The organism is Levilactobacillus brevis (assembly GCA_021383565.1).
GTDB lineage: Bacteria > Bacillota > Bacilli > Lactobacillales > Lactobacillaceae > Levilactobacillus > Levilactobacillus brevis_B.
In genome coordinates this window covers 433163-458195 of record CP079699.1, presented here as the reverse complement: position 1 = coordinate 458195, position 25033 = coordinate 433163, and the positions used below count along the sequence as shown (strand labels likewise).

Below are 25033 nucleotides of genomic sequence, written 5' to 3'. Positions count from 1 at the left end.
TCTCTAGCGCCAGTAACTGTAGTGCTTTTCCAACCGCTTCAGGACCAACGTGCAAACGGCCGTCAACAGTAAGTAAATCACGCCGACCAACAACATTGGCACTAACGTCACGTCTCTAGCCATCGCGACGTTCCCTGCCCGTAGCAGGTCACCTAAGCCGATGACGTAGACCAACGAGGAATCCTTAACCAAGTTGATGACTTCATTACCAATGGATGGCAACACAATCTTGACAACTTGGGGAATCACAATCTTACGAAGCGTCTGCCACTTGGTCAGCCGTAGCACCCGCGCACTTTCATATTGGCCCACGGGAATGGCTTGCAGACCCCCACGGAAGATTTCCGCGAAGTACGCCGTGTAGTTCAGGATGAAGGCGAAGAGCGCGGCATCATACCGGTTGAAGACAATGCCGATGATGGGTAACCCATAAAAAACGAAAATTAATTGCAAAAGCAGTGGGGTTCCTCGCATCAACCAAACGTAGATGTTAATCAACCAGGTCAACGGTTTGAATCGGGTAATCATGCCCAGTCCCACTAAGATTCCCAGCGGAACGGAAATGATTAGGGTCCAAAAGAATATGGATAACGTCATTCCAGTCCCGGAAATCAGTGATGGTAAAATCTGACTAACATAGTGCATAACAATTCTCCTCCTTCTTCAGCTAAAAAAACGCCCTCCTGAGATTTCTCTCAAGAGGGCGTAATCACGCGGTGCCACCTCATGTATTCGATGGGCTCACGCCACACCGACTTACGGAGTTCCTTGCACCCCATGAAAATAAAAACGTCCTCTTAGACCCAGTTAGGGTCTAAGAGGACGATCACATCGTGGTTCCACCTCTAGTTTGCCAAGCCATCGCTGACTCAACCTCGGTGAGTTGCAAGCAACTCCAGCTATAACGGGCTATCCCGGATCATCCTACTAGATTCAGACGACCAACTCACAGATGTGTTTCGGACGCACAAGACCACCCGTTTCCATCAACCGGGCTTTCTGTCGGAACTTGCACAACCTACTCTTCTGTTCGACGTTTTTCGTTTCATTGACAACATACTACTTTTAATTTTCACAAACGTCAAGGCTTATTGCCAAATTTTTCTGAAATTTCACTTGATCGGTCGGCAAAACTGCCGGCCTTTCCCAGCGTTCCAGCCTAGATTTCGCGAACGGCAAGGCGACCGGTCAGGACGACTAGACTAGCCGCGATGGAACCAGCTGCTGACCTTGTGCCAAAAACCATCTGGCTCTTGATCTTCCAGCTTCATCAGTGGCACCGTCTCGCCTTCAAGCCGCCGGGCGACGTTCCGATAGCCTTGAGAAGCCGCATTATCGGCATCCATCACGATGGGTTCCCCTTGATTAGAGGTTGAAATGACGGCATCATCGTCAACGATAATCCCTAACAGTTCAATCCCCAGATGGTGGGTAATCTCATCGATATCCATCATGGAACCGTCCTGCATCATGTTCCGACGAATCCGGTTAATCAGCAGGCGAGGCGCTTCCGTCAAGGGGTGTTGTTCCAACAGGCCAACGACCCGATCGGCATCCCGGACAGCCGAAATTTCTGGTGTCGTCACCACAATGGCGGCATCCGCCCCGGCAACGGCGTTCATGAAGCCTTGCTCGATACCAGCTGGGCAATCAATCAGCACGTAGTCGTATTCCGGCTTCAACTCATCCACGATCGCTTTGACCTGATCGGGTTGTAAGGCCGTCTTGTCCGTGTTCTGTGCTGCGGGTAACAGGTACAGCTTATCATCGAAGCGCTTGTCCTTGACCAGTGCCTGGGGCAACTTTGCCCGGCCGCTCGCCACGTCCACGATATCGTAGATGATTCGGTTGTCCAATCCCAGAACAACGTCCAAGTTCCGCAGTCCAATATCCAAATCCATCAAGCACACCCGTTTGCCCATCAAGGCTAACGCCGTCCCAATGTTGGCACTGGTCGTGGTCTTACCCACACCACCTTTACCAGAGGTGATCACAATTGCTTTTCCCATTCTAAATTCCTCCAATCCGGTTATACAACTTCGGGTTGATCTTCTTTAATGCGCTACGCTTACCATACGACAACACGTGGAGGTCGTTTACGTAAGCAATGGTTTGGCTAGAATCGGCCAGTTGGTCGGATTCGATAATGTCAAACTGTTCGGCAATTCTGACCTGTTGCGCGGTCGCAAGATTCCCCATAATCAGTTTGGATTCATCGTCGGGATACCCCGCCTGCAAGATGCCGTTCACGTCGCCCATTGAGAAAATATTCCCGGTGGTGCAGAGCTTGCCACCCTCGTGAATGGTTCCCAAAAATAGGACATCCCCTTGCATGGTCACGTCTTGCCCGTTACGAATGACCTTACTCAGTAGATGAACGTTCTCGCGTTCACGAAGCTGAATGGCGTCCGCAATGGTCATGACGTTGGCCGCAATTTTATGGATTTCAAAACGCGGGTAGTTGCCTACCAGTTGTTCGATCTGTGATTTTTCATCGGCCGTTAAAATTCGATCCTCGGTCAGGACATCCAGCGACACTTTCGCCGTCTCCATGGCCTGTGGATCTACATTTAAATTTTCCAATAATGCTCTCAAGTCAGCTAGGATTTGGTCCATGCTCGCCGATTGTTTGAGCACCAAATCATAGCCGTTTTGCGTTCCCCGTAATACGGCAGCTTGCATAGCGTTCGTTCCCTTCACCTATTTTAACCAATTATACACCCCGCGAATCGGAAAATATAAGACCACAAACATGGCGAGATTCAAAGCCAAGGTTGGAGCCAATGTATTTACCAGAAACGCGCTACCAGACATGGCCGTCATGTGGACGACCCGGCTAGCCACAAAGCTCAGCGCTTCTACAATGGTGATATCAATAAAGTAGATTAACAGTCCACTCAAAAAGTTGGGACTGATGTATTTAACCATTACTCGGGTGACGTAGACCACCAGCGGAAAGACGAAGATATAAACCCCAAAGATCCCCGTGTAATAGAGATCAAAGACGAGCCCCGCCGCTATGGCCCACTTCACCAGTGGCATCGGCATGTTCTCTTCGAATAGCACGCCACATACCAACCAGAGCACCACTAAGTGACTGATCATGACGGACGGCGTGTTAAACAGATGGGCACTGAAGACTTGACTGATGCTGCCATCTATAAAGAGCATCAGAAACAGGCCGATTGGGAAACCAAAACGCATTTTTGATAATCGATACACGCCTTAGCCCCCTTATTGTTTCGTAACCGCAACCGTCACAATGTTCAGGTCGCTTAAATCCGTTGCCGGCGTGATGTATAACTTCGTCGACAAGCCATAGTCGTCACCGACGGACTTGGCTACGGTACCGACATACAAGCCCTTCGGCGTCACGCCACCCAGTCCGCTAGTCACAACCTTGTCGCCCTTACTAATCTTCGACTTGGTCGTCAAATTATTCATGGTGATTTGGCCCGTATCGGACTTGTATCCGCTCAGCACCCCGTTGACCGTTTTGCCGGACTTCGTGGTGATAGAGACAGCGAATCGGTTGGCGGAATCATTGTTATCCGTGATCAATTCGACTTTAGAATTCGTCTTATTGACTTCGGAGACCCGCCCAACGAGACCAGAACCAGACATTACCGGCATGTTCTTAACCACGCCAGCCGACGATCCCTTGTTGATCACCACTTGGTTCTGCCAAGAAGAAGGCGTCCGCGTAATCACTGCGGCGGTGATCGCCGTGTAGTCCGTCAATGACCCGTTCAACTTAATCTCTTGTTTGAGTTGTTTATTTTCCTTAGCCAGCGTTTGGTCACGGACCTTGGTCTGGGCGAGTTCACTCACCTGCTTTTTCAGCTGTTGGTTTTCTTGATACGTATTCAACAATTCTGAGATCGAACTGACCGAGCCGCGTAACCCATTGGCGGGCAAGGCAACAACGCGATCAGCGAGTCCTACAATATCATTACCGAATTGCTGAATCAGCGGTGGCGTGGACTTCTTGTTACGAATAGCTACGGACACCGTCATCAAAGCAAAGCTAACAATCAAGCAGACAATAATGATCACGAGTCGCCGATTGAAAGAAAATTTCTGCATGTTTGACCTCCATCTTGTTCGCCAGTCACCGGTTCGTCACTGGCGTCACAATAAAGAAGCGGGAAGCTGCCTTCCCGCTAGTCCCTATTTTTTCTTCATGACATCGATACTCTTTAATGATTCACCGGTACCAGCTGCCACACAATCCAGAGGATCGTTGGCGATGGAAACTGGGACTTTGGTTGCATCGGCAATGACTTCCGATAGGTTCTTCAGTAAAGCACCCCCACCAGTCAACACGATGCCGTGATCAATCACGTCAGCGGCGATTTCTGGTGACGTTTCTTCTAAGGTTTCTTTAATTGCCGTAATCACGTCTTGGACGGGTTCTTGGATGGCCTTGGCCACGTCAACAGCGGAGACTTCCACTGCCTTAGGTAAGCCAGAAACCAAATCACGGCCTCGAATCGTGGCGCCCTCAATCTTGTCGGCGTCTTCGACCGAAGCGGAGCCAATGTCCATCTTCAGCTTTTCAGCGGTCCGTTCACCGATCAACAGGTTGAAGTTCGACCGCACATACGTCGCAATCGCGTCATCCAACTTATCACCAGCAACCCGGATAGAACGACTGGAAACGATACCCCCAAGAGAGATCGTTGCCACATCGGTCGTTCCACCACCCATGTCGACGACCATGCTACCGGTTGGGTCCATGACGGGCAAACCAGCACCAATGGCTGCAGCAAATGGTTCTTCAATGACGTAAGCGTCACGAGCACCAGCAACGCGGGTCGCGTCAATAACCGCCCGCTTTTCAACTTCCGTTACACCGCTTGGCACACAAACCATCACGTAAGGCTTACCGCTGGACTTACCTACCGTCTTTTCGATGAAGTATTTCATCATCGCAACGGTCGTATCGTAATCCGCGATAACCCCGTCTTTCATGGGCCGAATGGCAACGATACTTGCCGGCGTCCGGCCAATCATTGCGCGCGCGTCTTCACCAACGGACACAATTTCCCCAGACTTTGTGTTCTTGGCAACAACAGAAGGTTCGCGTAGAACGATTCCTTTACCGTCAACGTACACAATTGTATTGGCGGTACCAAGATCGATTCCAATATTTTTCGTTCCTAATCCGAACACTGTGTTTCATCCCTTCATGGTCAACAAAATATTTATAGTTTTTTGTCTTATTCATTGATAGACGTATTATAACATACCTATCTACGTGAGAACACGTCGTCAATGTCAAGAATACCGAACTTTTAACGAGAAAGAAATAGGTAAAACCGATTTTAATCAGATTTTAAACCTTCTGACTTATTTGCCCCCTGTTTGAGTGGGAGAATCCCGGCCTCACGCAGACTAAAGTAGGTACGTAGGCCGATGACAAACCCATCGAGCACGGGAATTCCCATGAGCTGTCCACACCGCGCCAGGCGCCGCATGAACTGCAGATCGTTTTCCGAGGGTTCGGCCAGGCCGCTGGGATGGTTGTGTGCCACCACAATCGCCGCCGCGCCGGTCATAACCGCTACCCTAAAGATCTCACGGGGATGGACAGGACAACTATCTAACGTGCCCACGAACACCGTTTGCCGGTCAATCACCCGGTGTTTGGCATCCAGTGCCAGAACTTCCAGTCGCTCTTGCGGGGCGTACCGCAGATCGTCCATCAGGCTCTCACCAATCTGGCTACTAGCCGAGACCTCACCGTAGATGGGCCGGGGCGCACGCTGCACCCACCGTCCCAACTCGATCGCCGTCAATAACGTTCGCCGCGCACCGTTACCGCCCACGTAGCGCTGACACTGGCGTTGGCTGGCATAGCGCAGGTTAGCGACGCATTGAAAATACCGAAAGAAGCGGTCGACTTCGGCAGTCGGCGCTAATCCCAACTGCCGGACTACTCGGCGTACTAGCTCACGTTCATTGGTACTGGTCACCCGTTGTCGTTGCATTCTTCTCAGCTCCCTTACAGACTAACTCCGCAAAGGAACGCACTTTATTCGTCAGAATCTTTAAAATATTGCCGGACTTCCGAAATAAAGTACAGAGAGCCCGTCAACAAGACCAGATCGTCCGCTGAAACGTTGGTCAATGCCTGCTTCAACGCACTGGGCCAATCCGCAGCCATGGTCATCCGCTTGTGCGAGGACACTGCGTCTTCCAAGGCCTGTGGGGTTGCCGCGGCCCGTTTACCCGGCCCCTGAAATTGGGTCACGATGATGTGGACATTTTGGACCTTGAGGAGCGTGCGGAACATCTGATCGTATTGCTTGTCTGCCAACACCGCGAGGATAATGTAAATGTCGTGCTGCGCAAAATGTTGCCGCAATAATTGTGCCAGCTCCACCATGGCCGGCTCATTGTGTGCCCCATCAATGGCGATGATCGGTTCGGCTGTTAACCGTTCAAACCGACCGGGCCACGCCGTGTGTTTTAAGCCGGCACGAATCTCGGCGATGTCGACAGGGAGTTGTCGGACCTGATGATACGTGATGAAGGCCGTGAGCGCGGTCGCCGCATTATCAATCTGATACTGGCCCAATAGGTCAATCTCTAGGTGACACCAACGATGATCGCCCCAGGTGTAGGCAAAGCGCTCGCCCCACCCCGGTTCGGGTTGATTCTGAACGTTAAAGTCGCGACCCAACGCCCGGACATCCGTGTGTTGGTCGGCCGCGGTTCGATCCATCACCGCCAAGGCATCGGGCGTGAGGCGACCGCAGACAACCGGCACCGCCGGTTTGATGATCCCCGCCTTTTGCGTGGCAATCTTAGGAATGGTATCGCCCAGAATCTTCATGTGGTCCATGCCAATGGTCGTAATCACCGATACGGCTGGGGTGATGATGTTGGTCGAATCATACAAGCCGCCCAGACCGACCTCGACAATCACGATGTCGACGGGATGGCTGGCGAAGTAGCAGAACATCAGGGCCGTATCAATCTCAAATTCCGTGGGCCCCTCTTCGGCAAGCTCGCGGTCCAATTGAGCCACGACCGGCTGAATCCGATTAACCATGGCGACCAGATCGGTATCGCTAATCGGCTGGCCATCGGTGCTGATGCGCTCATTGAACCGCGTGATGAATGGCGAGGTAAATGTCCCGACCGTCTGTCCCTCGGCCATGAATAAGTCCCGGAGAAAAGCGACGGTCGACCCCTTGCCGTTGGTCCCCGCGACATGAATCATCTTCAACTGTGCCTGCGGATCACCCAAGATGTGCATGAACTGCCGCATCCGGTCCAGTGTCGGCTTCTTCTTAAACCGGTCTCGGCCGTGGATGAATTGCAGGGCTTCGGCGTACGTTTCTACCAAAATTTACAACCTCCCGCATAAGTCACTGCCTCTTAGTGTAGCAGATTTTCTCGAAAACGGCGAAAGTTTCAGCGACTTCTCCCCCAAATTACCGTTTAACCGTCGTTGGTCATGCCAACGGACGGGCCGAAAACCGCGATACATGACGCTTTAACGCCATTTACTTGGCCTCATTGCTCGGCCCCATTGTTTAAGAAAGGTTAAGGCTTTAAGTTTGTGCGCAACCACAGCACCAGTTTTTACATTAGTAGTGAGTAGGGGGATAAAAAAATCACCATCCCCGTTTCGGGAATGATGATCGTGTGTCTCGGTTAGCCAACCGAGGCTTAATTGTCCTCTAACGGACACCAAGCCTAAAGTTGGGCTTTAATGTCTGCTAAACGTTGTTGCGTAGCTTCCAATTTCTTTTGGTTATCCGTCTGCTTTTCGCGTTCGGCGTTAACCACGTCTTCCGGTGCATTGGCCACGAAGCGTTCGTTGCCTAGCTTCTTGACGGCCCGTTGCACTTCCGCCGTGTACTTGGCAACTTCCTTGTCCAGGCGGGCGGCCTCATCGTTTAAGTCCACCAACTCGGCCAGTGGAACGGAAACCTCTGCTCCGGTAATCACGGACGTCATAGCCAACTTAGGGGCGGTGACATCGGCGCCGATTTCGAAGTCCTTCGGGTGAACGAACCGGTCGATGTAGTCCCGGTTGGTCTCAAAGACCCGTTGTAAGTTCGCATCGCTGGTCTTGATTTGCAAATCAATCGGCGTGGACATTGGCGCGTTGGCTTCGGCACGAATATTCCGCACGGCCTTGATCAGGTCGATCAAACTGGTCATATCGCTCTCTGCCGCAGCGTTGTCGAATTCTGGATGGTCAACTGGGTACGTCGCCGTAACCAGAGATTGCCCGTCATGGGGCATTTCTTGCCAAATGGCCTCGGTAACGAATGGCATGATAGGTTGGAGTAAACGTAAGGTTTGATCCAAGACGTAAGCCAACAGGTCTTGCTTGGTGGCCTTGGCCGCCTCGTCATCGCCCGTCAAGACTTCCTTACTCATTTCGATATACCAGTCACAGAAGTCGTTCCAGATGAAGTTGTACAGGGCTCGACCGGCTTCACCAAACTCGAACTTATCGAACATTTCCGTCACATGCTTGACCGTGTCGTTCAACCGACTCAAAATCCACTTGTCGGTCAGATCCCACTTGTCAGCGGCGGGAACCACTGGCTTGGTGGTTGCGCTAAGGTTCATGATAACGAACCGGCTGGCGTTCCAGATCTTGTTGATGAAGTTCCAGGCCGCGTCCATCTTGTCGTAACTGAACCGCACGTCTTGGCCGGCCGTTGAACCCGTGGACAAGAACCACCGCAACGCGTCGGCCCCGTACTTGTCGATGACGTCCATCGGATCGATCCCGTTGCCCAGAGACTTACTCATCTTGCGACCGTCTTCGGCCCGAATCAATCCGTGTAAGAGCACGTGTTTAAACGGCCGCTTGCCGGTGAATTCGAGGCTTTGGAAGATCATCCGGGAAACCCAGAAGAAGATGATGTCGTAACCCGTAACTAACGTATCGGTTGGGAAGTAGCGCTTGAAGTCGGCACTGTCTTCGTTTGGCCAGCCCATCGTGGAGAAGGGCCACAGGGCACTGGAGAACCAGGTGTCCAAGACATCCGGATCCTGTTTCCAGTTTTCGATGTCCTTAGGGGCTTCTTCGTTAACGTAGACTTCGCCGGTCTTCTTGTTGTACCAGGCTGGAATCCGGTGACCCCACCAGAGTTGCCGTGAAATGACCCAGTCGTGGACGTTTTCCATCCATTGCGTAAAAGTATGTTCGAAACGTTCGGGAACAAAGTCGACCGCGTTGTCGCCCTGTTGGTTCTTAATGGCGGCTTCAGCGAGTGGCTTCATCTTGACGAACCATTGGGTGGACAGCCGGGCTTCGACCTGAACCCCGGTCCGTTCGGAATGCCCGACGGAATGGACGATTGGGTCAACCTTGAGGAGCAAGCCTTGATCGTCTAAGTCCGCGACCATGGCTTTTCGTGCGTCGAACCGGTCCATGCCAGCGTACTTGCCCGCACGATCGTTCATCGAAGCGTCTTCGTTCATGGTGTTGATCCGTTCCAAGTTGTGCCGGTTACCGACTAAGAAGTCGTTCGGGTCATGGGCCGGCGTAATCTTAACCATCCCAGTTCCGAAGTTGATGTCGACGTATTGGTCGGCAATGATCGGAATTTCGCGGTTGGCGAGTGGCAAGATGACCTTCTTACCGACTAAGTCCTTGTACCGGTCGTCATCGGGGTTCACGGCCACGGCGGTATCCCCCATCATGGTTTCGGGACGCGTCGTCGCAATTTCGATGTAGTGCTTACCGTTGAAGGTATCCTCTGGGTTGGCAAATGGGTACTTCACGTGGTAGAAGGCCCCCTTGTCGTCCTTGTGAATGACTTCGATATCGGAAAGGGCTGTCCGCGCTTGCGGATCCCAGTTGATGATGTATTCACCCCGGTAGATCAGGCCCTTCTTGTAGAGGGAAACGAAGACCTTCTTGACCGCGTCGGATAACCCATCGTCTAGCGTGAACCGTTCACGGGAATAGTCCATGGACAAGCCCATCTTCGCCCACTGCTTGTGAATGGTTGCGGCGTATTCGTCCTTCCATTCCCAAACCTTGTCGATGAACTTCTCACGACCGAGATCATAACGGGTAATCCCCTGTTCACGCAACCGGGCTTCTACCTTGGCCTGCGTGGCGATCCCAGCGTGGTCCATCCCGGGAACCCAGAGCGTATCGAATCCCTGCATCCGTTTCTGCCGAATAATCATGTCTTGCAGCGTCGTATCCCAGGCATGGCCTAAGTGCAACTTACCGGTAACATTGGGTGGCGGTAAAACGATGGAGTACGGGGTGGCCTTCTTGTCACCACTGGGTCTGAAAACATCTTCATCGAGCCAAGTCTGATAACGACCCGCTTCAACGGCGGTCGGATCATACTTGGTCGGCATATCAAATTGCTTATCTGCCATGTAAATCAATTCCTTTCTTGACTGGGGGAAGCGAACAAGTGGGACGAAAAAAGACTCCTCATCCTAAAAAATTAGGACGAAGAGTCTTCGCGGTACCACCTAAATTGGGCGTTCATGCCCCACTTAACTTCTTTGTTAACGGAGAGTGCTCCGGTTCGGGCTTACTATCAGTTCAGCCCGACAGCTCACAAGCTACGTTCACGCGGGCGTCTCACCGGTTTCCAGCACTTCCGGTTCTCTCTGACAGACGGGTCCACGCTACTGACTTGCTCAATGCTACTTTCACAGTTTACGCAACTTTAGGCTAAAGGTCAACACGTGGGACGAGTTTTTCCAGCGCATCGATGGCTTCCAGGTAGTTGGGCTCATCGGACTGTTCCGTCACAATTTGCCGATAAACGATCTTACCCGTGTCATCAATGATCCAAATCGACCGTGCCAAGTTACCTAAGTTCGGAACGTACAAGCCCATCTCGTAGCCAAACGACAATTCTTCGTCTGACAACAAATCGATGTTCTCAACGCCCTGAGCGGCACACCAACCAGTTTGTTCAGCGATTGAGTTGTTCGAAATCGTCGCAAAACGTGCGTCTGGATAATGATCCGCCTGCTGGGTGAACTTTCGCGTTTGAATCGTGCATAATGGTGTATCCAGATCCGGAACGACACTGATCAAGGTAACCTTACCGATCAAATTGGCCGTTTTTACCTTCTTGTTTTCCTGATCGAATACCTTAAACTTTGGTAACTGATCTCCTACTTCTGGCAACGTACCAGATAAAGAGAATGTATCGCCGAGTCGTGTGACTTCCACGCAGATCAACCCCTTCAGTTGTTTATCGGTTCTCACCGATTAGTTGCTTCAATTATCGCGCAACTCCGGGGGCAATGACAAGTGTTTTGCCATAAATTCGTGAAAAACTCTGGTGTTTCGCCCCTACGCTTGTGGGGAATACGTAGATCGTCCGAACGCGACTACAAGACTCACAGGATCACCCCCACACCTGTGGGGAATACTTGGCAGCGCGATCAATCGTCAGAATTTTCCCGGGATCACCCCCACACCTGTGGGGAATACAAGGTCTTTCTCTAAACCAGTTAAGAACAAATGGGATCACCCCCACACCTGTGGGGAATACGGTATTAAACAAGTCATTGAAGCTGTCCTCTTGGGATCACCCCCACACCTGTGGGGAATACGACTCACAGTTGAATACGAGACCAGATAAAGTGGGATCACCCCCACACCTGTGGGGAATACGTTCACCAAGCGGAAAAACGGCGAACACATGCAGGATCACCCCCACACCTGTGGGGAATACATTCACAGGCGAGCCTATATTTCGACCGAAATGGGATCACCCCCACACCTGTGGGGAATACCCGTTTTTTCGAGTAAAAGTCGCTCCGGCCCAGGGATCACCCCCACACCTGTGGGGAATACACTAAACAAATCCCGTCAGACCGGCATTTCATTTTCGCCAACACCCGAGTTTTAGTTAGTTTGTCTTCATCAGCATACCCTATCTGCTCTCGATTCTCAATCAATAAGCCACGCCAAAAAGCCCAGGCAGTTATCCCACCTGGACCTCATCTTTATTTACAGTAATTCAGCAAAAACATCTTCGTTTTTGTTCAGGTAGTTATCACCAGGGCGGATGTCAGAAATGACGATACCGTCTAGGGCTTCCTTCATCAAACCTTCCACGTCGATGTACCCTTCGTACTTCCGCGACTTTTCCAGACTCGGATGCGTCTTGGGTGCCGGTGGCGTGAAGATGGTACAGCAGTCTTCATATGGCAAGATGGACAGGTCATAGGTGTCGATGTCCTCGGCAACCTTGATAATCTCAGTCTTATCCATGGACAGCAGCGGCCGCAAGATTGGCATGGACGTCACATCGTTGATGGCCGCCATACTCTCCAGCGTCTGCGAAGCCACTTGGCCCAGCGACTCGCCGTTGAAAATTCCCTTGGCGTGACGCATCTCGGCAATCGCCGCCGTCAGCCGTAGCATCAGCCGTCGTTGCACCGTCATCAGATAGCCTTCAGGTACCTTTTCCTTGATGGTTTCCTGAATCTTAGCAAAGGGCACTTGAATGAACTGAATGCCACCCGAGTATCCCGCTAAGCGTGCCGTCAATTCCTTGGCCTTGGCCAAAGCCTGCTCCGACGTGTATGGCGGACTGTAGAAATGAATCATGTCAATCTTGACGCCTCGGCGTAACGCGTAGTACGACGCAACTGGCGAGTCAATCCCACCAGAAAGCATCATGACGGCCTTACCCCCGGTACCCACGGGCAATCCGCCGGCCCCTTGGATGGTTTCGCCGGATAGGAAAACCCCGTTCATCCGTACTTCGACCCGTAACTCCAGGTCGGGATGCTTCATTTGAACGGTCAATCCGGGAACGTTTTCCAGAATCGTGCTACCGAGAATTTCGTTCATTTGATACGTATCGTACTTGAACTCTTTGTCTTGCCGACGCGTGTTGATCTTGAAGGTCATGCCCGGTTTAAAGGCTTCCTTGACCATAGTCACGGCCGTTTCCTTGATTGCATCGATATCCTTAGCAACCTTGACCGAAGGCGAGAAGTTTTCGATCCCGAAAACGCCCTTCAGACGGTGCATAACGGCGTCAGAATCCGCGCCGTTTAAGGTGACGTGCAAACGGTCATGTTGCGCTTTGACCTCGATACCGTCAAAGGAACCGAGTGCCTTGCGCACGTTTTGGCCAAGCTGCTTGATGAAGTCTTTCTTGTTTTTCCCCTTCGTCGACAGCTCGCCGTAACGGACCATAATTTCGCTGTATTCCATTGCGCGACCCCTTTCGTATACTTAATGTTTTAATTTAATTTAGCAAATTGCGTGTACAGTTCATCGAAGACCTGATTGAACTTCTCGGCTTCCGCCATGGTGTTGTGTTCATCCAACGAAATCCGCACGGCACTGGTGGCAATGCCATCATCGACCTTCATGGCCTGCAACGTGCTGGATTCAACATGCTTCTTCGACGAGCAAGCGCTGGTCGTGGAAATGAAGATGTCGTGTTCCTCGAAGGCGTGCACAATGGTCTCACCCCGGACACCGGCGATGGCAAAGCACAGGATGTGCGGTGCGAAGTACGGTAAATCCTTGGAGAAAATCGTAACGTTCGGAAAAGTTTCCACGTGATGCAGGATGGCTAAGCGAATCTCACGTTGGTGTTTAACCTTGGCCGCTTCATCGGTCAGAAGTAGGCGTAACGCCTTGGCCATGGCTGCAATGGCGGGCAGGTTTTCGGTCCCGGAACGTAAATTTCGTTCCTGACCGCCACCGGCCATTAACGGTGCAATCTTGCGACCCTGACGTTTGTACATGAAGCCGATACCACGTGGGGCGTGGAACTTGTGGCCGGAGAAGGTCACGAAGTCCACCCGGTCGTTGAAGATCTTATCGGCCAAGCCCTTACCAATCCCCTGCACGGCATCAATGTGCCAGTGAATCCGGGGGAAGTCACGCATGACAGCCGCAATTTCATCGAGCGGCTGAACCGCGCCGATTTCATTGTTGACCGCCATCGTCGAGACCAGAATAGTGGACGGCTTGATGGCCGCACGCAAGTCCTCGGCGGAAACCCGCCCGTGTTCATCGACGGGAAGGTAGGTGACCTCGAAGCCTTCTTGCTTCAACTGTTCCATGGAATTGTGAACCGCGGGATGTTCCACTTCGGTCGTAATCAGGTGGTTGCCAAATTCCCGCTTGGCCATCGCCGTTCCCTTAATGGCCCAGTTGTCGCCCTCGGTACCGCCGCTGGTGAAAAGGATCTCACTCAGTTTGGCTCCGACCAGATCGGCAATCTGTTGCCGGGATTGCTCTAACAGGTTGAACGCCTGCTCGCCAAATTTATGCAAACTCGAGGGATTCCCCCAGTAATTCGCACTGACTTTGGCATAAGTATCGACCACTTCGGGCGCTGCCTTGGTGGTCGCACTGTTATCAAAATAAATCATACTGAACCCTCTTATCTCTTTTCTATTGGTTCGACTCCGATAGAAATTCTTTCTCATTATAAACACAATCGTTCGTTCCCACAAGCCCCCTGCTTGGAAAAGGCGGTCAACCTCGCCGTAACTAATGGGCCTGCCACAATGGTTAGGCCCGAATTAGACATGAAAAAAGTCATCGCAACGGGAACTCCCATTACCATGACTGAAGTGTTTATTTGGTATCGTCCGTGTCACGCTTAGGCTTCGTCTTGCCCTTACTTTGATAATAAGCATCTTCTAAACGCTTGTAAGAACCGGGTTCGACCTCGTCGAGCACCGTCGCAATGGTCTCTAAGGCCTGCGCATATTGGTGCTTGTTCTCGAACAAGTCGGCGGCTTCCTTGCTAGCAGCGGCCACGTTCTCGTGACTGGTTTGATAACGGTTGGCGTACTGCAAGAGTTGTTCAGCCAATTCGGCGCTGTCGATCAAGTCATCCGTCTTCTCCTGCAACGTATCCAAGTCCGTCTGAATAATCAACAGTTGCTTGGTGATGCGTTCCATATCGATCTGCGGTTGATCCATGTCGGTGGCTAGCTGTGCCACTTCATCCCGGACAACAAAGAAGTAATCTAAATAATTTTGCGGAATGCCAGGCAGGTTGAGATTCTCCACTTGCCGGCGCAAGCTATGTAGATTGAAGTCGAACTGTTGTAACGTATCGCGAGCTTGCCGTTCCTCGTCGGCGAGGCCGGCAACACTCTTCAAAATATCAGCTTGTTGTTGCTCGATCTGCTCGAGGTCCTTTTGCTGTTGCTTTTGGTGTTCCAGCACGCGCGAGTACGTCGCCGTCTTACCGGTCAGATCCTGCACGTCCCGTTGGTAAATGCCATCGATGCCCCGCAACTGTTCGTTGAGTTCCCGGGCCGTTTCGATCTCGTGATGGTCCAACGTGTAGTTTTGACTGAGCCGGTCCAGTTCGGTCATCAACGCGTGGCTTTGGTTCTGGGCGTGGGCGATAAACTTGGCTACGCCGTCTAGGTTCGCTTCGACCGGCGACTTAGCGTCAATTTCCGTTTGCATCAGGTCATAAACGTTGTCGATCTGCTTAGCAATCCGTTCGTTGACAATCTTGGCGTCATCCGGGCGTAAGTCCCCTAACGTGTCGAGGTTGGTACTGATATGGTCCTCAATCGTACTAATCAACTCTGGCAGATTCTGATCGCCGAACTGATACTTCTCGGCTGACAGCTGCTGGTAGCCACTTCTTAATTCCTTAACCTGATCAGGGAAGACCACGGTCAAGTCCTTGTACAATGGTGGAATGGCTTTGATTAAGTCTTCCAACACGGCGGTGTCATCGTGCAGTTGGTCCAAGACATCGGCCGCCCGTTGATGGTCCCCTTCCTGAGTCAACTGGGAGAAGGTGTCAAAATTATCTTCCAACTGGCTCAACTGTTCCTCTAAGCCATCAATACTGGGGCCAAACGCAAAATTCTTGGCCAGTAGCGTCTTCCGGAGGTCTTGATACTTCTGCTCCAGGTCTTTCACCGCTTGACGATGTTGCTTATCGACTTCTTGTAGATGGGTCAACTGCTCTTGAACGGATTTAATCAGCTCGTCCGTTTGGTCAATTAGCGTCGTCGCCTTTTTTAAATTCTGCTGCAGTTGAATTAAATTGACGCCCCGCGAATCACTAAGGAGCTGGGCCAATTGGTCATCGATCCGGGTAAAACGGTTCTCGGTGATTTCGGAAAAGTCCGCTTGAAGATTCTCATAGTCTTCGAGCGACTGACCGGTCAGACTGAGCTGTCCCACCAGCCGAAGCTCGTCCTTTAACGGAATGGCTTCCATCGCTTCTTTCTTTGTGGTTAGCGTCGCGACTTGCCGGCGAATCCGTTGTTGGTACAACAGCAAGCCAACGTACGCAACGATCGCAAGTATGACGATTCCTATTAGCACAATCATATTGACCCCATCCTTCATCCACATTTCAACGTTTAAACGAGTTGTAAAATCACTCGGTTCACTTTATAATTTAATCTAATCTTGATTATAGCATAAGTGACGTACTGGCTTCACTACGTTTTCAGGATTCTCTTCACCTTTCTGGCGATTATCCAGTAATTAATTTATAAATAATGGAGGCCTTTTCATGAGTGACCGTGTCAATTCTTTAATTACCGAACAACTTGACGCCCTCTTACATGGGGAAACGAACCTTGTGGCAAACCTAGCCAACGCATCCGCCCTGCTCAAGCAGACGCTGACGGATGTCAACTGGGCAGGCTTCTACATGTATCAACCGAAAACAGACGACTTAATCCTTGGCCCCTTCCAAGGCAACGTGGCCTGTGTCCACATTGAAAATGGGAGCGGCGTCTGTGGAACCGGCCTAAAGACTCAGACGACGCAGCTGATTCCCGACGTTCACGCCTTTGCCGGTCACATCGCCTGCGATTCCGCCAGCAACGCGGAAATCGTGGTCCCCCTGACTCTAAGTGACGGCACCAAGCTGGGCGTCATGGATATCGACTCCCCGATTAAGGGCCGCTTCACAACCGAAGACCAGACCGTCTTAGAGGATTTCGCCCACGTTTTGTTAAAACACATTGACAAAGCCTAGCGTTTCTGGTTATACTGGTGTTTGTGTAAAATAATGCAGCGATAAGTGGTAAGCTCGTCAACAGATTGTTGCCGTTACATTGGTTCAGGAAGTAACCTGCGGCTGTACACGGTGAAACCTGCAAAGCAACCTGCACGAATACTAAACTTATAAACAGCTTATTTTACTCCAAATAATATTTTATTGGAGGAACTATCTATGTCTCGTTACACTGGCCCAAGCTGGCGTATTTCCCGTCGTTTAGGGGTATCCCTTTCCGGCACTGGTAAAGAATTAAACCGTCGTCCTTACGCACCTGGTGATCATGGTCAAGGTCGTCGTCAAAAGTTATCTGAATACGGTACGCAATTGCGTGAAAAGCAAAAGCTCCGGTTCACTTACGGCATGACTGAACGTCAATTCTACAACTTGTTCAAGCGTGCCGGCAAGATCAAGGAAGGTACCCATGGTACTAACTTCATGATCTTACTCGAACGTCGTCTGGACAACATGGTTTACCGTTTAGGTTTGGCAACGACTCGTCGTCAAGCTCGTCAATTGGTTAACCATGGTCACATCACGGTTGATGGCAAGCGTGTTGACATCCCTTCATACGAAGTCGAAGTTGGCCAAGTTATCTCCGTTCGTGAAAAGTCTAAGGACATGGCTATCATCAAGGGCGCTGTTGAAGCCGTTGTTGGTCGTCCACAATACGTCCAATTCGACGCTGACAAGCTGGAAGGTTCTCTTACCCGCTTCCCTCAACGTGAAGAATTAGATGCAGAACTCGACGATTCACTTATCGTTGAATACTACAACCGTTAAGATTAACGTCTTATCCGGTTTGGAAGAAAGTCTCGCTATCTGGCGAGGCTTTTTTCTTTGACATTTTTCCGGAACCTGGTTGCTTCCGGTGTGGCTTTTCTATAAAGTAAAGTTAGTCATCACCATGCTAAAATACAGATTCCCTTGAGGAGGAACCGATCATGAAACGCGCTTTAATTATTGGTTTCACGTTACTTACCAGTCTCTCCCTCGCCGCATGTTCTAACGGATCGTCTGGCCACTCAACGGCCGACAAGTCCGTGTCTTCCAGCAAAAAGTCCATGCAAAAGACGGTCTCGCTGGCTCAGTACAACGCCATTAAGATTGGTGGCCACGGTTCAACCGAAAAATCGGTGAAGAACGTGTTCGGCAAGCCATCAGTGAAAACTGACACCGAAATTTCGGGCGCTAAGAAGAAAGCCACCCAGTACTCGTGGACAAACGTTGGCAGCTCATTGAAGGGTGCTTCGGTTAACGTTCAATTCATTGACGGCGTGGCTGTCGGCAAGGGTTACGTAGATGCGGCTCGGGCCAAAAAGGTCACGGATGCCCAGTACAAATCCATCCAAACCGGCGCAGACTTTAAGACCGTCAAGAAGCAACTCGGCACGCCCGCCGGTGAAATTGTTTCTGAGGCTGCGTCCGTAAGCTCCCAGGTGCTGACGTACACGAATGGGACGAAAAGTATTTCGTTTACCTTTATGAACGATAGGCTCATGAACAAGACCAAGACCGACTTGGGGCAATCCAGCTAACACTAGAGTAAGCCAATTAGACGCACTGTCCGGCGTGGCTGGTTTCTCCTCCCTGTGCCTTGATTCTATCACGCGTTTCCGATACAGTTAGACTAGATGTTCATCGTCCCTGTTGATTGGCGCTAAAAGTCGCAGAAATTTACATATTGGAGGCTATTCATATGCCTGTCTTAAATCTCGTCATGAGTTTATCACTCGTCCTCAACATCTTACTCGGACTGGCCGTCATTGCTCTGTTGGTCGTCTTCGTCCTCTGGCTCCGTGACCGCCACAGCAAGACGCCCCAAGTGACCACGAAAACTCTGCTGTATTACGTCGGCCTACTCGTCATCTTTCTAGTGGCCAAGTTAGTCATGCACTAATACCGGGTAATTTAAAAATCACGTTCTCCCTTATTCAGGGAAAGCGTGATTTTTTGCTTACGATTTATCAACCGGCGTCTCGGACGTCACCGGCTTGGGCTTCAGTTGCACATCGAACACGTCCAGGAAGAAGGCCACCAGTGGCACCCCAACGATTAACCCCCACGCCCCGAAGAGCCGTTCACTTACAATCAATGTGATGAAGGTGACGAAGATCGGCAGATTGGTGGCGTTGGCCATCAACCGCGGATGTAGGAAGTAGGATTCAAACATGTGAATCAGGACCACCAGGACAATTACCTCAATCACCCGGATCACCCCGCCCGTGACAAAGGCAATGATCATTAGTGGAATCATGGAGATCAACACGCCGGCGACCGGAATTAAGCCCAAGAAGAAGACCATAATCCCTAAGATCAGCAGGCTCGGCATCTTCAGCAGCCACAGTCCCAGCACCATCAGAATCGTGTTAATCGTACAGATAATCAACTGGGTTTCGATGACCGTCCCGAAGATATGGACGAACTTTAAGATTAAGGTTCCCATGGGCACAAACAGCCCGGCAAACCGGCTCTTGGTAAACGCATGCACGAAATGCTTGAGCTGGTTCTTGGTCAGGTTAAAAATAAAACTAAAGAAAAACGCCAACAGAATCGTTTCCACGCCGGAACTAAAGCGAGACAGCTTGACCATCCCGCTCGACAGCATGGCCTTGCCATTGCTGATGACCGTGGCGTTCTGCGTCAGGTTCTTCACTAATTTTGTCAGTTGGCTCTCCAACTGTGGATAGGTCTGCACCAAGGTGTCCAGCGTGTGCGGCAGGTTCGACGCCTCCGATACCAGTGGCGGGATGATCTGCCCAAAGGCCGCGACCAGCACACCCAGAAACAGCACGTACACCAGTAGCGTGGACCAGAGATGGTGCAGATGTAGGTGATGCTCCAGCCCCATGATGGCGGCATCCCCTAGATAGATGAAAATAATGGTGAACAACGCCAAAGATAAAAAGGCGTGTGCTCGCCACACCAGGATAATCAACAACAATAACGCTAAGTAATACATCGTCAGCGGGTTCTGCCACCAACGCTTCAGTATGTCTATCACAAAAATCCCCCTTGTGGTCGGCTCCGTCTCATCCGCTGATCCTCCACTATAGCCGAATCAGCTGGTCATAAATCGGCAACAATGCCGCCACGTATTCTTGAATCACTTTCGCTTGGTCCGCCGCCGATAGTGTAAAGAACGCGTCACCGCGCAAAAAGTTACGGCCAATCTGCCATTCCGCATGTCGCTGCGTTTGGGTGGCCATCAAGGCCTGATAATTCTCCCGAGTCAACGGCACCCCGCAGTCTTTATCCGTGTGGTCACCGCCACATTCGAAGTCCGCTGGCAATTGGAGTACACGATCTGCCTTCAAGCTACTCAGCAGTGTTTGCCGCTCCTTAGCCTCCTGCAGGACCGCCAACCAGATGAAGAAGCGGTCATCCCAAAAACCAATCTCAATGTGCGGCAACATCTTGTACCCCCGCTTGGACGTGCTGAACGCCACCCAGGTATCCGGCGGCGGATTCTTCGAGCGCCGCCGATGCTGTGAAATGTGGTCGTAGATGGGCATGCTCAGCCGTGCAAAGGTCGGTGCTAAATCAGCCACCGTGGCCGTAAACTTCGGGTCAATGTACGCCCGAATCTTAGCCAGCCGTCCCGGCAACGTCGGATCATCAAAAACGTGAAAATCTTGATCTTGATACATCACGGGTCCCCCTTCCTGAAAGTTGCTTCCATTCCATGTTATACTAACAGCACTATATTGAAAAGAGGGATTCGACATGGCTGAAAAGAGTCAAATGGATAAACATTTACAAAATTCTACCTTTGGAGTTCCCAAGGTCAATCCGGATGAGCAACGCCGCTACCTCGGAACTTTTCGGGAACGCGTGTCGCTAGCCATGACTATCGCTGAGGTCACCGACCGCAACAACGTGGACGCTTTCGTGACGGAAATCACGGCGCATCCCAACTACCAAGTCATTTTAAACGGCCACATCGACCAAGCTGACCTGGCCCCCTACCTGAAGCTCGCCAGTCAGCATAATCTAAAATTCACGATTCGCAACGATATTTTCTACGGCATGGCCGAAGACGACTACGGATTAATCGTCGCCAGCGACCACGCCATCAATGAAAATCCCGTTGACTTAACCAAAAAGTACCCGAAGCCGTCGACCACCTCGGCCGAACCAGATCAAAAGAAAACGTTACTGGACAAGCTCCTGGGTAAATAACGAAAGGAGCTCTATTTTTTGGCACAACCACTCGCTTATCGCATGCGACCGCAACGTTTAGAAGACGTAGTTGGCCAACAAGACTTGGTCGGTCCGGGCAAGATTATTGCGCGGATGGTCGCTGCAAAATTACTATCTTCAATGATTCTCTATGGACCACCGGGTACCGGAAAGACCAGCATCGCCAGTGCCATCGCTGGTTCAACCAAGTACGCCTTTCGAAAGCTCAACGCTGCCACCGATTCGAAGAAGGATCTGCAGGTTGTCGCGGCCGAAGCTAAAATGAGCGGCACGGTCATTCTCCTGCTGGATGAAATTCACCGGCTGGACAAGACCAAGCAGGACTTTCTCCTGCCTCACCTGGAGAGTGGCCGGATCATCCTGATCGGTGCCACGACCGAGAATCCGTATATCAATATCAATCCGGCCATTCGAAGCCGAACTCAAATTTTCGAGGTGCACCCGCTGTCGTTAGCCGACATCGAGACGGCATTACACCGTGCCATGACTGACAAGGAACGGGGCTTGGGCGACCTCCCCCTTGATGTTGACGATGACGCTTTTCACTTCATGGCCGGCGCCACCAACGGCGATCTTCGCAGCGCGCTGAATGGCCTAGAATTAGCTGCCCAGTCCACCCCACCGGCCGAAGATGGTCGGATTCACATTACCCTGGCGGTGGCGGAGGCCTGTTTCCAACGACGTGCTCTCGTGGGAGATAAAAACGGTGACGCCCATTACGACGTCATCTCCGCCTTCCAAAAGTCCATCCGGGGGAGCGACACCGACGCTGCCCTCCACTATCTGGCGCAACTGGTCGCGGCGGGAGACTTGCCGTCAATCTGTCGCCGACTGATGGTCATTGCCTATGAAGACATCGGCATGGCCAATTTACCCGCGGCGGCCCGCACGGTTCAAGCGGTCACTGCCGCTCAGCAACTGGGGTTACCGGAGGGGCGTATTCCCTTGGCCGACGCAGTCATCGAACTTTGCCTGTCACCGAAGTCTAACTCTGGTATCACCGCCATGGACGACGCCCTAGCCGACGTGCTGAATGGCCACAATGGCGCCGTTCCCGATCATCTGAAAGACGCCCACTACGCCGGTGCTAAGAAATTAGGCCACGGCACGGACTACCAGTACCCACACAATTTTCCTAACGACTGGGTCAAACAACAGTATCTTCCAGACACTCTTCGCAATGCCCAATATTATCACCCGAAAACAAATGGGCGGTTCGAGAGCCAGCTGGCCGCGCAATACGAGCGATTGCGGCAGGCTAGCCGAAAGTAACGAATTGAATTTTCGTGGAGAATATGCTACTATACAAGTGGTTCTAAGGTGTACGCGTTGTCTCACTACAAGTTGCCGAACAAGTAATTATTAAACGGGATTGCCTAAGGGCAGAGAAGATGACATGCCTTTTCACTTGGAAGTCAGACACTCTGCCACGCTCTCCCCCCTGCATTTGTCATCGCGGGTCAACATGACTAGACAATTAACGGCACCACTTAGATCATCAAAAGCATTCGTGCTTTGAGGGCCATTCCATTGAATGGTCCTTTTCTTTTGGCGTCAGTGTGCTATTCTAAATAGATTGGCATACGCCACTTTGCCTGAGTTTCTTGCCGAAGTGACGTGGTCGTCAGACTCAAATTCATTCAATTGATAACTTACAAGGAGGCCCCTCATGGTCATCACGATTCTCATGATTTGCTACACCCTACTTTCCTTTGGTATCGGCTGGTTTGCCTTCAGTCATCGCCAACGGCCCTTCCTGGTCTTTCATCCGGAAGAATCCAGCGTGCTCAGCCACGTTCTCATCATCTGTGGCGTTATTTTGATGATTATCGGTGTGCTCGCCGCCGTCGCCACCATCATGAACAACACCATCTTTATTTCGCTCACTTTACTTGCTGGGGTGGTTGCCATTATGGCGTTTCAACTGTTGCTTTTGCATTGGTTTCCAAAGCGGTAACCGTTTCCAAGTTTTCCACCTTTTTTCACCATATTGCTTTTTATTTGGCGGCAAATAACGTATGATAAGAGTATAAAGTAATGAGAGGTGAACAATATGTTACAACAATACAAGCACATTTTAGTTCCAGTTGACGGTTCATACGAGGCTGAATTAGCCTTTAAGAAAGCGGTCGCTGTTGCTAAGCGTAACGATGCTGATTTACATCTCGTTCACGTTGTTGATACGCGGGCTTTCCAAAATATTTCCAGCTTCGATACCAGCATGGTTGAGCAAGTGACGGAAACGGCAAAAAAGACGCTGGACAAATACGTGGCTGATGCCAAGGCCGATGGCTTAGAGAGCATCGACTACGCGATCGAATACGGTGCGCCTAAGACCATCATTGCCCGCGACGTTCCCCGGGACAATGATACTGACTTGATCATGATCGGGGCCACCGGACTTAATGCGGTGGAACGGTTACTGATTGGCTCAGTCACTGAATACGTCACGCGGACCGCGGTTTGCGACGTTCTGGTGGTTCGGACCGACCAAAATAACCGGCCCGCTAAGAATACTCATCCTGAAAGATAACCATGACCTGTTTGAAACCAAGTACCGCTACTGGATTGCCAGTGGCGGTACTTTTTTGATCTCCAATTCACGATAAGACGCGAAAAGCCCGAGGTCACCCTCAGGCTTTCCTTTACTCCGTTAACATCGGGCCAATTTGGGGAATCAGACGTTCCTGCAAGGCCACGTTGTGCGTCACCAACGCTAACGTTCTGGCAATTACTAGACTCCGCTTGGCCGCCGCTGTCGCGAGCAAGGCTTGTTCGGCCTGTCCTTTAACTTCGTATAGCACGTCAATTAAGTACAGTGAAGTCTGATACTTCACCGCGCGCAGGGCCGCTTCGACGTTCTCAACCGCCAATTGAGGTTGTTCCAACGCTAAATAAAGCTTAGAAATCCGGTAGCGGGCCCAGATCATCCGTTGGAAACTTTCCTCGTCGTGCCACTCAAAGTCATCTAAGTAGTTGCTGGCCGCATTCAAGTAATAGCGGGTCTTGTCCAGTTCCTGCCGTTCCAAATAAGCCGCCGCCATCCCCACGTTACCCACGATAGCGTAGAGGTCCCACGGCATCCGATAAGACCGGTGTAATAATAAATTAAAATGAAAAATGGCTTCATCCGGCCGCTGCCGTGCACCCAGCTCAATGAATCCGCGATAGTAGTGATACCGTTCACGGTCAAAACCGTTTTGCACATTGGTCATGTTCATCTTCCCCAACAGTTCGCTAGCTAAGGCATAGTCCTCTCGCCGGACGGCCGTGGAAATACAGTTAAACTGTTCATCCAACCCGCTACCTAACCCGGACAACACATCGTCCAGGGAAATATTCAGCCGGCGGCAAATCTGTAAAATAATCTTGATGCTAGGCACCTTGTTCTTCTTTTCCATTAGGCTAACGGTCGCTTGCGTACAGATACCATCGGCCAATTCTTGCTGTGATAAATTCTTCTGTTTCCGGTATTGTTTAACTTTATTCCCTAATAAACGCATCTTATCTCTCCCTACGATTCGTAACGTTAGGTAGCAGTCAACTTGATAAATCCGAACATTACTCAAAATGTTCTTAACACCTAATCCCCGACCGCAAACAATAGCAGGCGTTAATCTTCATCCCCTGGTAATGACTGGCCATACTGCGGCCGCTTTATCTTATTTACCATGATAAGTGATTTGCCGGGAATTACAAGCATTATGCGATTTTATTAAGGAACTTTAATCTGTCTATACCATTTTATCATTTAGATATAAAAGGATTAATATTCGGCCGCCCATCGACCGTATATTAACTCTTTTATAGTTTAGAATATGCGTCTATTAACCGACAAT

24 protein-coding genes, 1 CRISPR repeat array and 2 other annotated features are annotated in these 25033 nt (G+C 51.0%); of the genes, 8 read left to right on the top strand and 16 right to left on the bottom strand.

All coding sequences use genetic code 11. The features are described from left to right. Positions 1–3: 3 nt before the first annotated feature. The 13 genes from KB236_02160 to ezrA all read right to left on the bottom strand — a co-directional run bounded on the left by KB236_02160 (position 4) and on the right by ezrA (position 16312). Positions 4–645, bottom strand: a complete 642-nt coding sequence (locus tag KB236_02160; GenBank protein ID UIF29583.1) for an amino acid ABC transporter permease — start codon at positions 643–645, stop codon at positions 4–6. Between the two features lie 170 nt (positions 646–815). Then, positions 816–1043 (bottom strand) — a binding site (T-box leader). 159 nt (positions 1044–1202) lie between these two features. Next, entirely contained in the window at positions 1203–2009 is an 807-nt protein-coding gene (gene minD / locus KB236_02155; GenBank protein ID UIF29582.1) for a septum site-determining protein MinD, read from the bottom strand. 1 nt (position 2010) lies between these two features. Then, positions 2011–2682: a cell division inhibitor gene (locus KB236_02150; protein ID UIF29581.1), complete on the bottom strand. Its 672-nt coding sequence runs from the start codon at positions 2680–2682 to the stop codon at positions 2011–2013. 18 nt (positions 2683–2700) lie between these two features. Then, positions 2701–3222 carry a rod shape-determining protein MreD gene (gene mreD / locus KB236_02145; GenBank protein UIF29580.1) on the bottom strand — a complete coding sequence of 174 codons (522 nt, stop codon included), beginning with the start codon at positions 3220–3222 and terminating at the stop codon, positions 2701–2703. A 12-nt stretch (positions 3223–3234) separates the two neighbouring features. Beyond that, positions 3235–4086 (bottom strand): rod shape-determining protein MreC, encoded by an 852-nt coding sequence (mreC, locus tag KB236_02140; protein UIF29579.1) that lies wholly within the window; start codon positions 4084–4086, stop codon positions 3235–3237. Between the two features lie 84 nt (positions 4087–4170). Next, the gene (locus KB236_02135) at positions 4171–5175 is read right to left on the bottom strand and encodes a rod shape-determining protein (protein UIF29578.1); all 1005 of its coding nucleotides are present in this window, start codon (positions 5173–5175) and stop codon (positions 4171–4173) included. A 152-nt stretch (positions 5176–5327) separates the two neighbouring features. Beyond that, entirely contained in the window at positions 5328–5993 is a 666-nt protein-coding gene (locus tag KB236_02130; protein UIF29577.1) for a DNA repair protein, read from the bottom strand. 44 nt (positions 5994–6037) lie between these two features. Then, a complete protein-coding gene (locus tag KB236_02125; GenBank protein ID UIF29576.1) occupies positions 6038–7357 on the bottom strand; it encodes a bifunctional folylpolyglutamate synthase/dihydrofolate synthase in 1320 nt (439 codons plus the stop codon). Between the two features lie 353 nt (positions 7358–7710). After that, positions 7711–10377 carry a valine--tRNA ligase gene (locus KB236_02120; GenBank protein ID UIF29575.1) on the bottom strand — a complete coding sequence of 889 codons (2667 nt, stop codon included), beginning with the start codon at positions 10375–10377 and terminating at the stop codon, positions 7711–7713. 69 nt (positions 10378–10446) lie between these two features. Further along, positions 10447–10660, bottom strand: a binding site (T-box leader). A 21-nt stretch (positions 10661–10681) separates the two neighbouring features. Next, the gene (locus KB236_02115) at positions 10682–11191 is read right to left on the bottom strand and encodes a peroxiredoxin (GenBank protein ID UIF29574.1); all 510 of its coding nucleotides are present in this window, start codon (positions 11189–11191) and stop codon (positions 10682–10684) included. Positions 11192–11305: 114 nt separating this feature from the next. Beyond that, positions 11306–11821: a CRISPR direct-repeat array (repeat unit 28 nt; unit sequence GGATCACCCCCACACCTGTGGGGAATAC). Positions 11822–11977: 156 nt separating this feature from the next. Beyond that, positions 11978–13195 carry a tRNA 4-thiouridine(8) synthase ThiI gene (gene thiI / locus KB236_02110; protein UIF29573.1) on the bottom strand — a complete coding sequence of 406 codons (1218 nt, stop codon included), beginning with the start codon at positions 13193–13195 and terminating at the stop codon, positions 11978–11980. A gap of 29 nt (positions 13196–13224) precedes the next feature. After that, positions 13225–14370 carry a cysteine desulfurase gene (locus KB236_02105; protein ID UIF29572.1) on the bottom strand — a complete coding sequence of 382 codons (1146 nt, stop codon included), beginning with the start codon at positions 14368–14370 and terminating at the stop codon, positions 13225–13227. A gap of 208 nt (positions 14371–14578) precedes the next feature. After that, positions 14579–16312 (bottom strand): septation ring formation regulator EzrA, encoded by a 1734-nt coding sequence (gene ezrA, locus KB236_02100; GenBank protein ID UIF29571.1) that lies wholly within the window; start codon positions 16310–16312, stop codon positions 14579–14581. 187 nt (positions 16313–16499) lie between these two features. Between ezrA and KB236_02095 the strand changes: the two genes are divergently transcribed. From KB236_02095 to KB236_02080, 4 genes are all read left to right on the top strand, one after another. Continuing rightward, positions 16500–16970 carry a GAF domain-containing protein gene (locus KB236_02095; protein UIF29570.1) on the top strand — a complete coding sequence of 157 codons (471 nt, stop codon included), beginning with the start codon at positions 16500–16502 and terminating at the stop codon, positions 16968–16970. 198 nt (positions 16971–17168) lie between these two features. After that, positions 17169–17774, top strand: coding sequence for a 30S ribosomal protein S4 (gene rpsD, locus KB236_02090; protein ID UIF29569.1), 606 nt, complete (start codon positions 17169–17171; stop codon positions 17772–17774). A gap of 161 nt (positions 17775–17935) precedes the next feature. After that, complete coding sequence (locus tag KB236_02085; protein UIF29568.1) at positions 17936–18529, top strand: DUF3862 domain-containing protein; 594 nt, start codon at positions 17936–17938, stop codon at positions 18527–18529. A 161-nt stretch (positions 18530–18690) separates the two neighbouring features. After that, on the top strand, positions 18691–18891 hold the full coding sequence (locus tag KB236_02080) for a hypothetical protein (protein ID UIF29567.1): 201 nt from the start codon (positions 18691–18693) through the stop codon (positions 18889–18891). A gap of 57 nt (positions 18892–18948) precedes the next feature. On the opposite strand, the gene KB236_02075 is transcribed toward KB236_02080, so the two are convergent. Further along, complete coding sequence (locus KB236_02075; GenBank protein ID UIF29566.1) at positions 18949–19995, bottom strand: AI-2E family transporter; 1047 nt, start codon at positions 19993–19995, stop codon at positions 18949–18951. A 46-nt stretch (positions 19996–20041) separates the two neighbouring features. Beyond that, complete coding sequence (locus KB236_02070) at positions 20042–20641, bottom strand: DUF1054 domain-containing protein (protein ID UIF29565.1); 600 nt, start codon at positions 20639–20641, stop codon at positions 20042–20044. Between the two features lie 76 nt (positions 20642–20717). Here KB236_02070 and KB236_02065 point away from each other — a divergent pair, with 76 nt between their 5' ends. The 4 genes from KB236_02065 (at position 20718) to KB236_02050 (ending at position 23727) form a co-directional block, all read left to right on the top strand. Further along, on the top strand, positions 20718–21173 hold the full coding sequence (locus KB236_02065) for a YueI family protein (GenBank protein UIF29564.1): 456 nt from the start codon (positions 20718–20720) through the stop codon (positions 21171–21173). Positions 21174–21191: 18 nt separating this feature from the next. Beyond that, positions 21192–22466: a replication-associated recombination protein A gene (locus tag KB236_02060; GenBank protein ID UIF29563.1), complete on the top strand. Its 1275-nt coding sequence runs from the start codon at positions 21192–21194 to the stop codon at positions 22464–22466. A 397-nt stretch (positions 22467–22863) separates the two neighbouring features. Beyond that, positions 22864–23151, top strand: a complete 288-nt coding sequence (locus KB236_02055; protein UIF29562.1) for a hypothetical protein — start codon at positions 22864–22866, stop codon at positions 23149–23151. A 96-nt stretch (positions 23152–23247) separates the two neighbouring features. Further along, on the top strand, positions 23248–23727 hold the full coding sequence (locus KB236_02050) for a universal stress protein (protein ID UIF29561.1): 480 nt from the start codon (positions 23248–23250) through the stop codon (positions 23725–23727). A gap of 112 nt (positions 23728–23839) precedes the next feature. Here the strand turns inward: KB236_02050 and KB236_02045 are convergent, their stop codons facing one another. After that, on the bottom strand, positions 23840–24697 hold the full coding sequence (locus KB236_02045) for a helix-turn-helix domain-containing protein (protein UIF29560.1): 858 nt from the start codon (positions 24695–24697) through the stop codon (positions 23840–23842). Positions 24698–25033 lie beyond the last annotated feature (336 nt).

Coding starts and splice junctions, on each gene's coding strand:
- KB236_02055 (UIF29562.1), top strand. CDS start 22,864: ATGGTCATCACGATTCTCATGATTTGCTACACCCTACTTTCCTTTGGT.
- KB236_02085 (UIF29568.1), top strand. CDS start 17,936: ATGAAACGCGCTTTAATTATTGGTTTCACGTTACTTACCAGTCTCTCC.
- minD (UIF29582.1), bottom strand. CDS start 2,009: ATGGGAAAAGCAATTGTGATCACCTCTGGTAAAGGTGGTGTGGGTAAG.
- KB236_02045 (UIF29560.1), bottom strand. CDS start 24,697: ATGCGTTTATTAGGGAATAAAGTTAAACAATACCGGAAACAGAAGAAT.
- KB236_02050 (UIF29561.1), top strand. CDS start 23,248: ATGTTACAACAATACAAGCACATTTTAGTTCCAGTTGACGGTTCATAC.
- mreC (UIF29579.1), bottom strand. CDS start 4,086: ATGCAGAAATTTTCTTTCAATCGGCGACTCGTGATCATTATTGTCTGC.
- ezrA (UIF29571.1), bottom strand. CDS start 16,312: ATGATTGTGCTAATAGGAATCGTCATACTTGCGATCGTTGCGTACGTT.
- KB236_02105 (UIF29572.1), bottom strand. CDS start 14,370: ATGATTTATTTTGATAACAGTGCGACCACCAAGGCAGCGCCCGAAGTG.
- rpsD (UIF29569.1), top strand. CDS start 17,169: ATGTCTCGTTACACTGGCCCAAGCTGGCGTATTTCCCGTCGTTTAGGG.
- KB236_02095 (UIF29570.1), top strand. CDS start 16,500: ATGAGTGACCGTGTCAATTCTTTAATTACCGAACAACTTGACGCCCTC.
- KB236_02080 (UIF29567.1), top strand. CDS start 18,691: ATGCCTGTCTTAAATCTCGTCATGAGTTTATCACTCGTCCTCAACATC.
- thiI (UIF29573.1), bottom strand. CDS start 13,195: ATGGAATACAGCGAAATTATGGTCCGTTACGGCGAGCTGTCGACGAAG.
- KB236_02130 (UIF29577.1), bottom strand. CDS start 5,993: ATGCAACGACAACGGGTGACCAGTACCAATGAACGTGAGCTAGTACGC.
- KB236_02120 (UIF29575.1), bottom strand. CDS start 10,377: ATGGCAGATAAGCAATTTGATATGCCGACCAAGTATGATCCGACCGCC.
- KB236_02160 (UIF29583.1), bottom strand. CDS start 645: ATGCACTATGTTAGTCAGATTTTACCATCACTGATTTCCGGGACTGGA.
- KB236_02070 (UIF29565.1), bottom strand. CDS start 20,641: ATGTATCAAGATCAAGATTTTCACGTTTTTGATGATCCGACGTTGCCG.
- KB236_02065 (UIF29564.1), top strand. CDS start 20,718: ATGGCTGAAAAGAGTCAAATGGATAAACATTTACAAAATTCTACCTTT.
- KB236_02150 (UIF29581.1), bottom strand. CDS start 2,682: ATGCAAGCTGCCGTATTACGGGGAACGCAAAACGGCTATGATTTGGTG.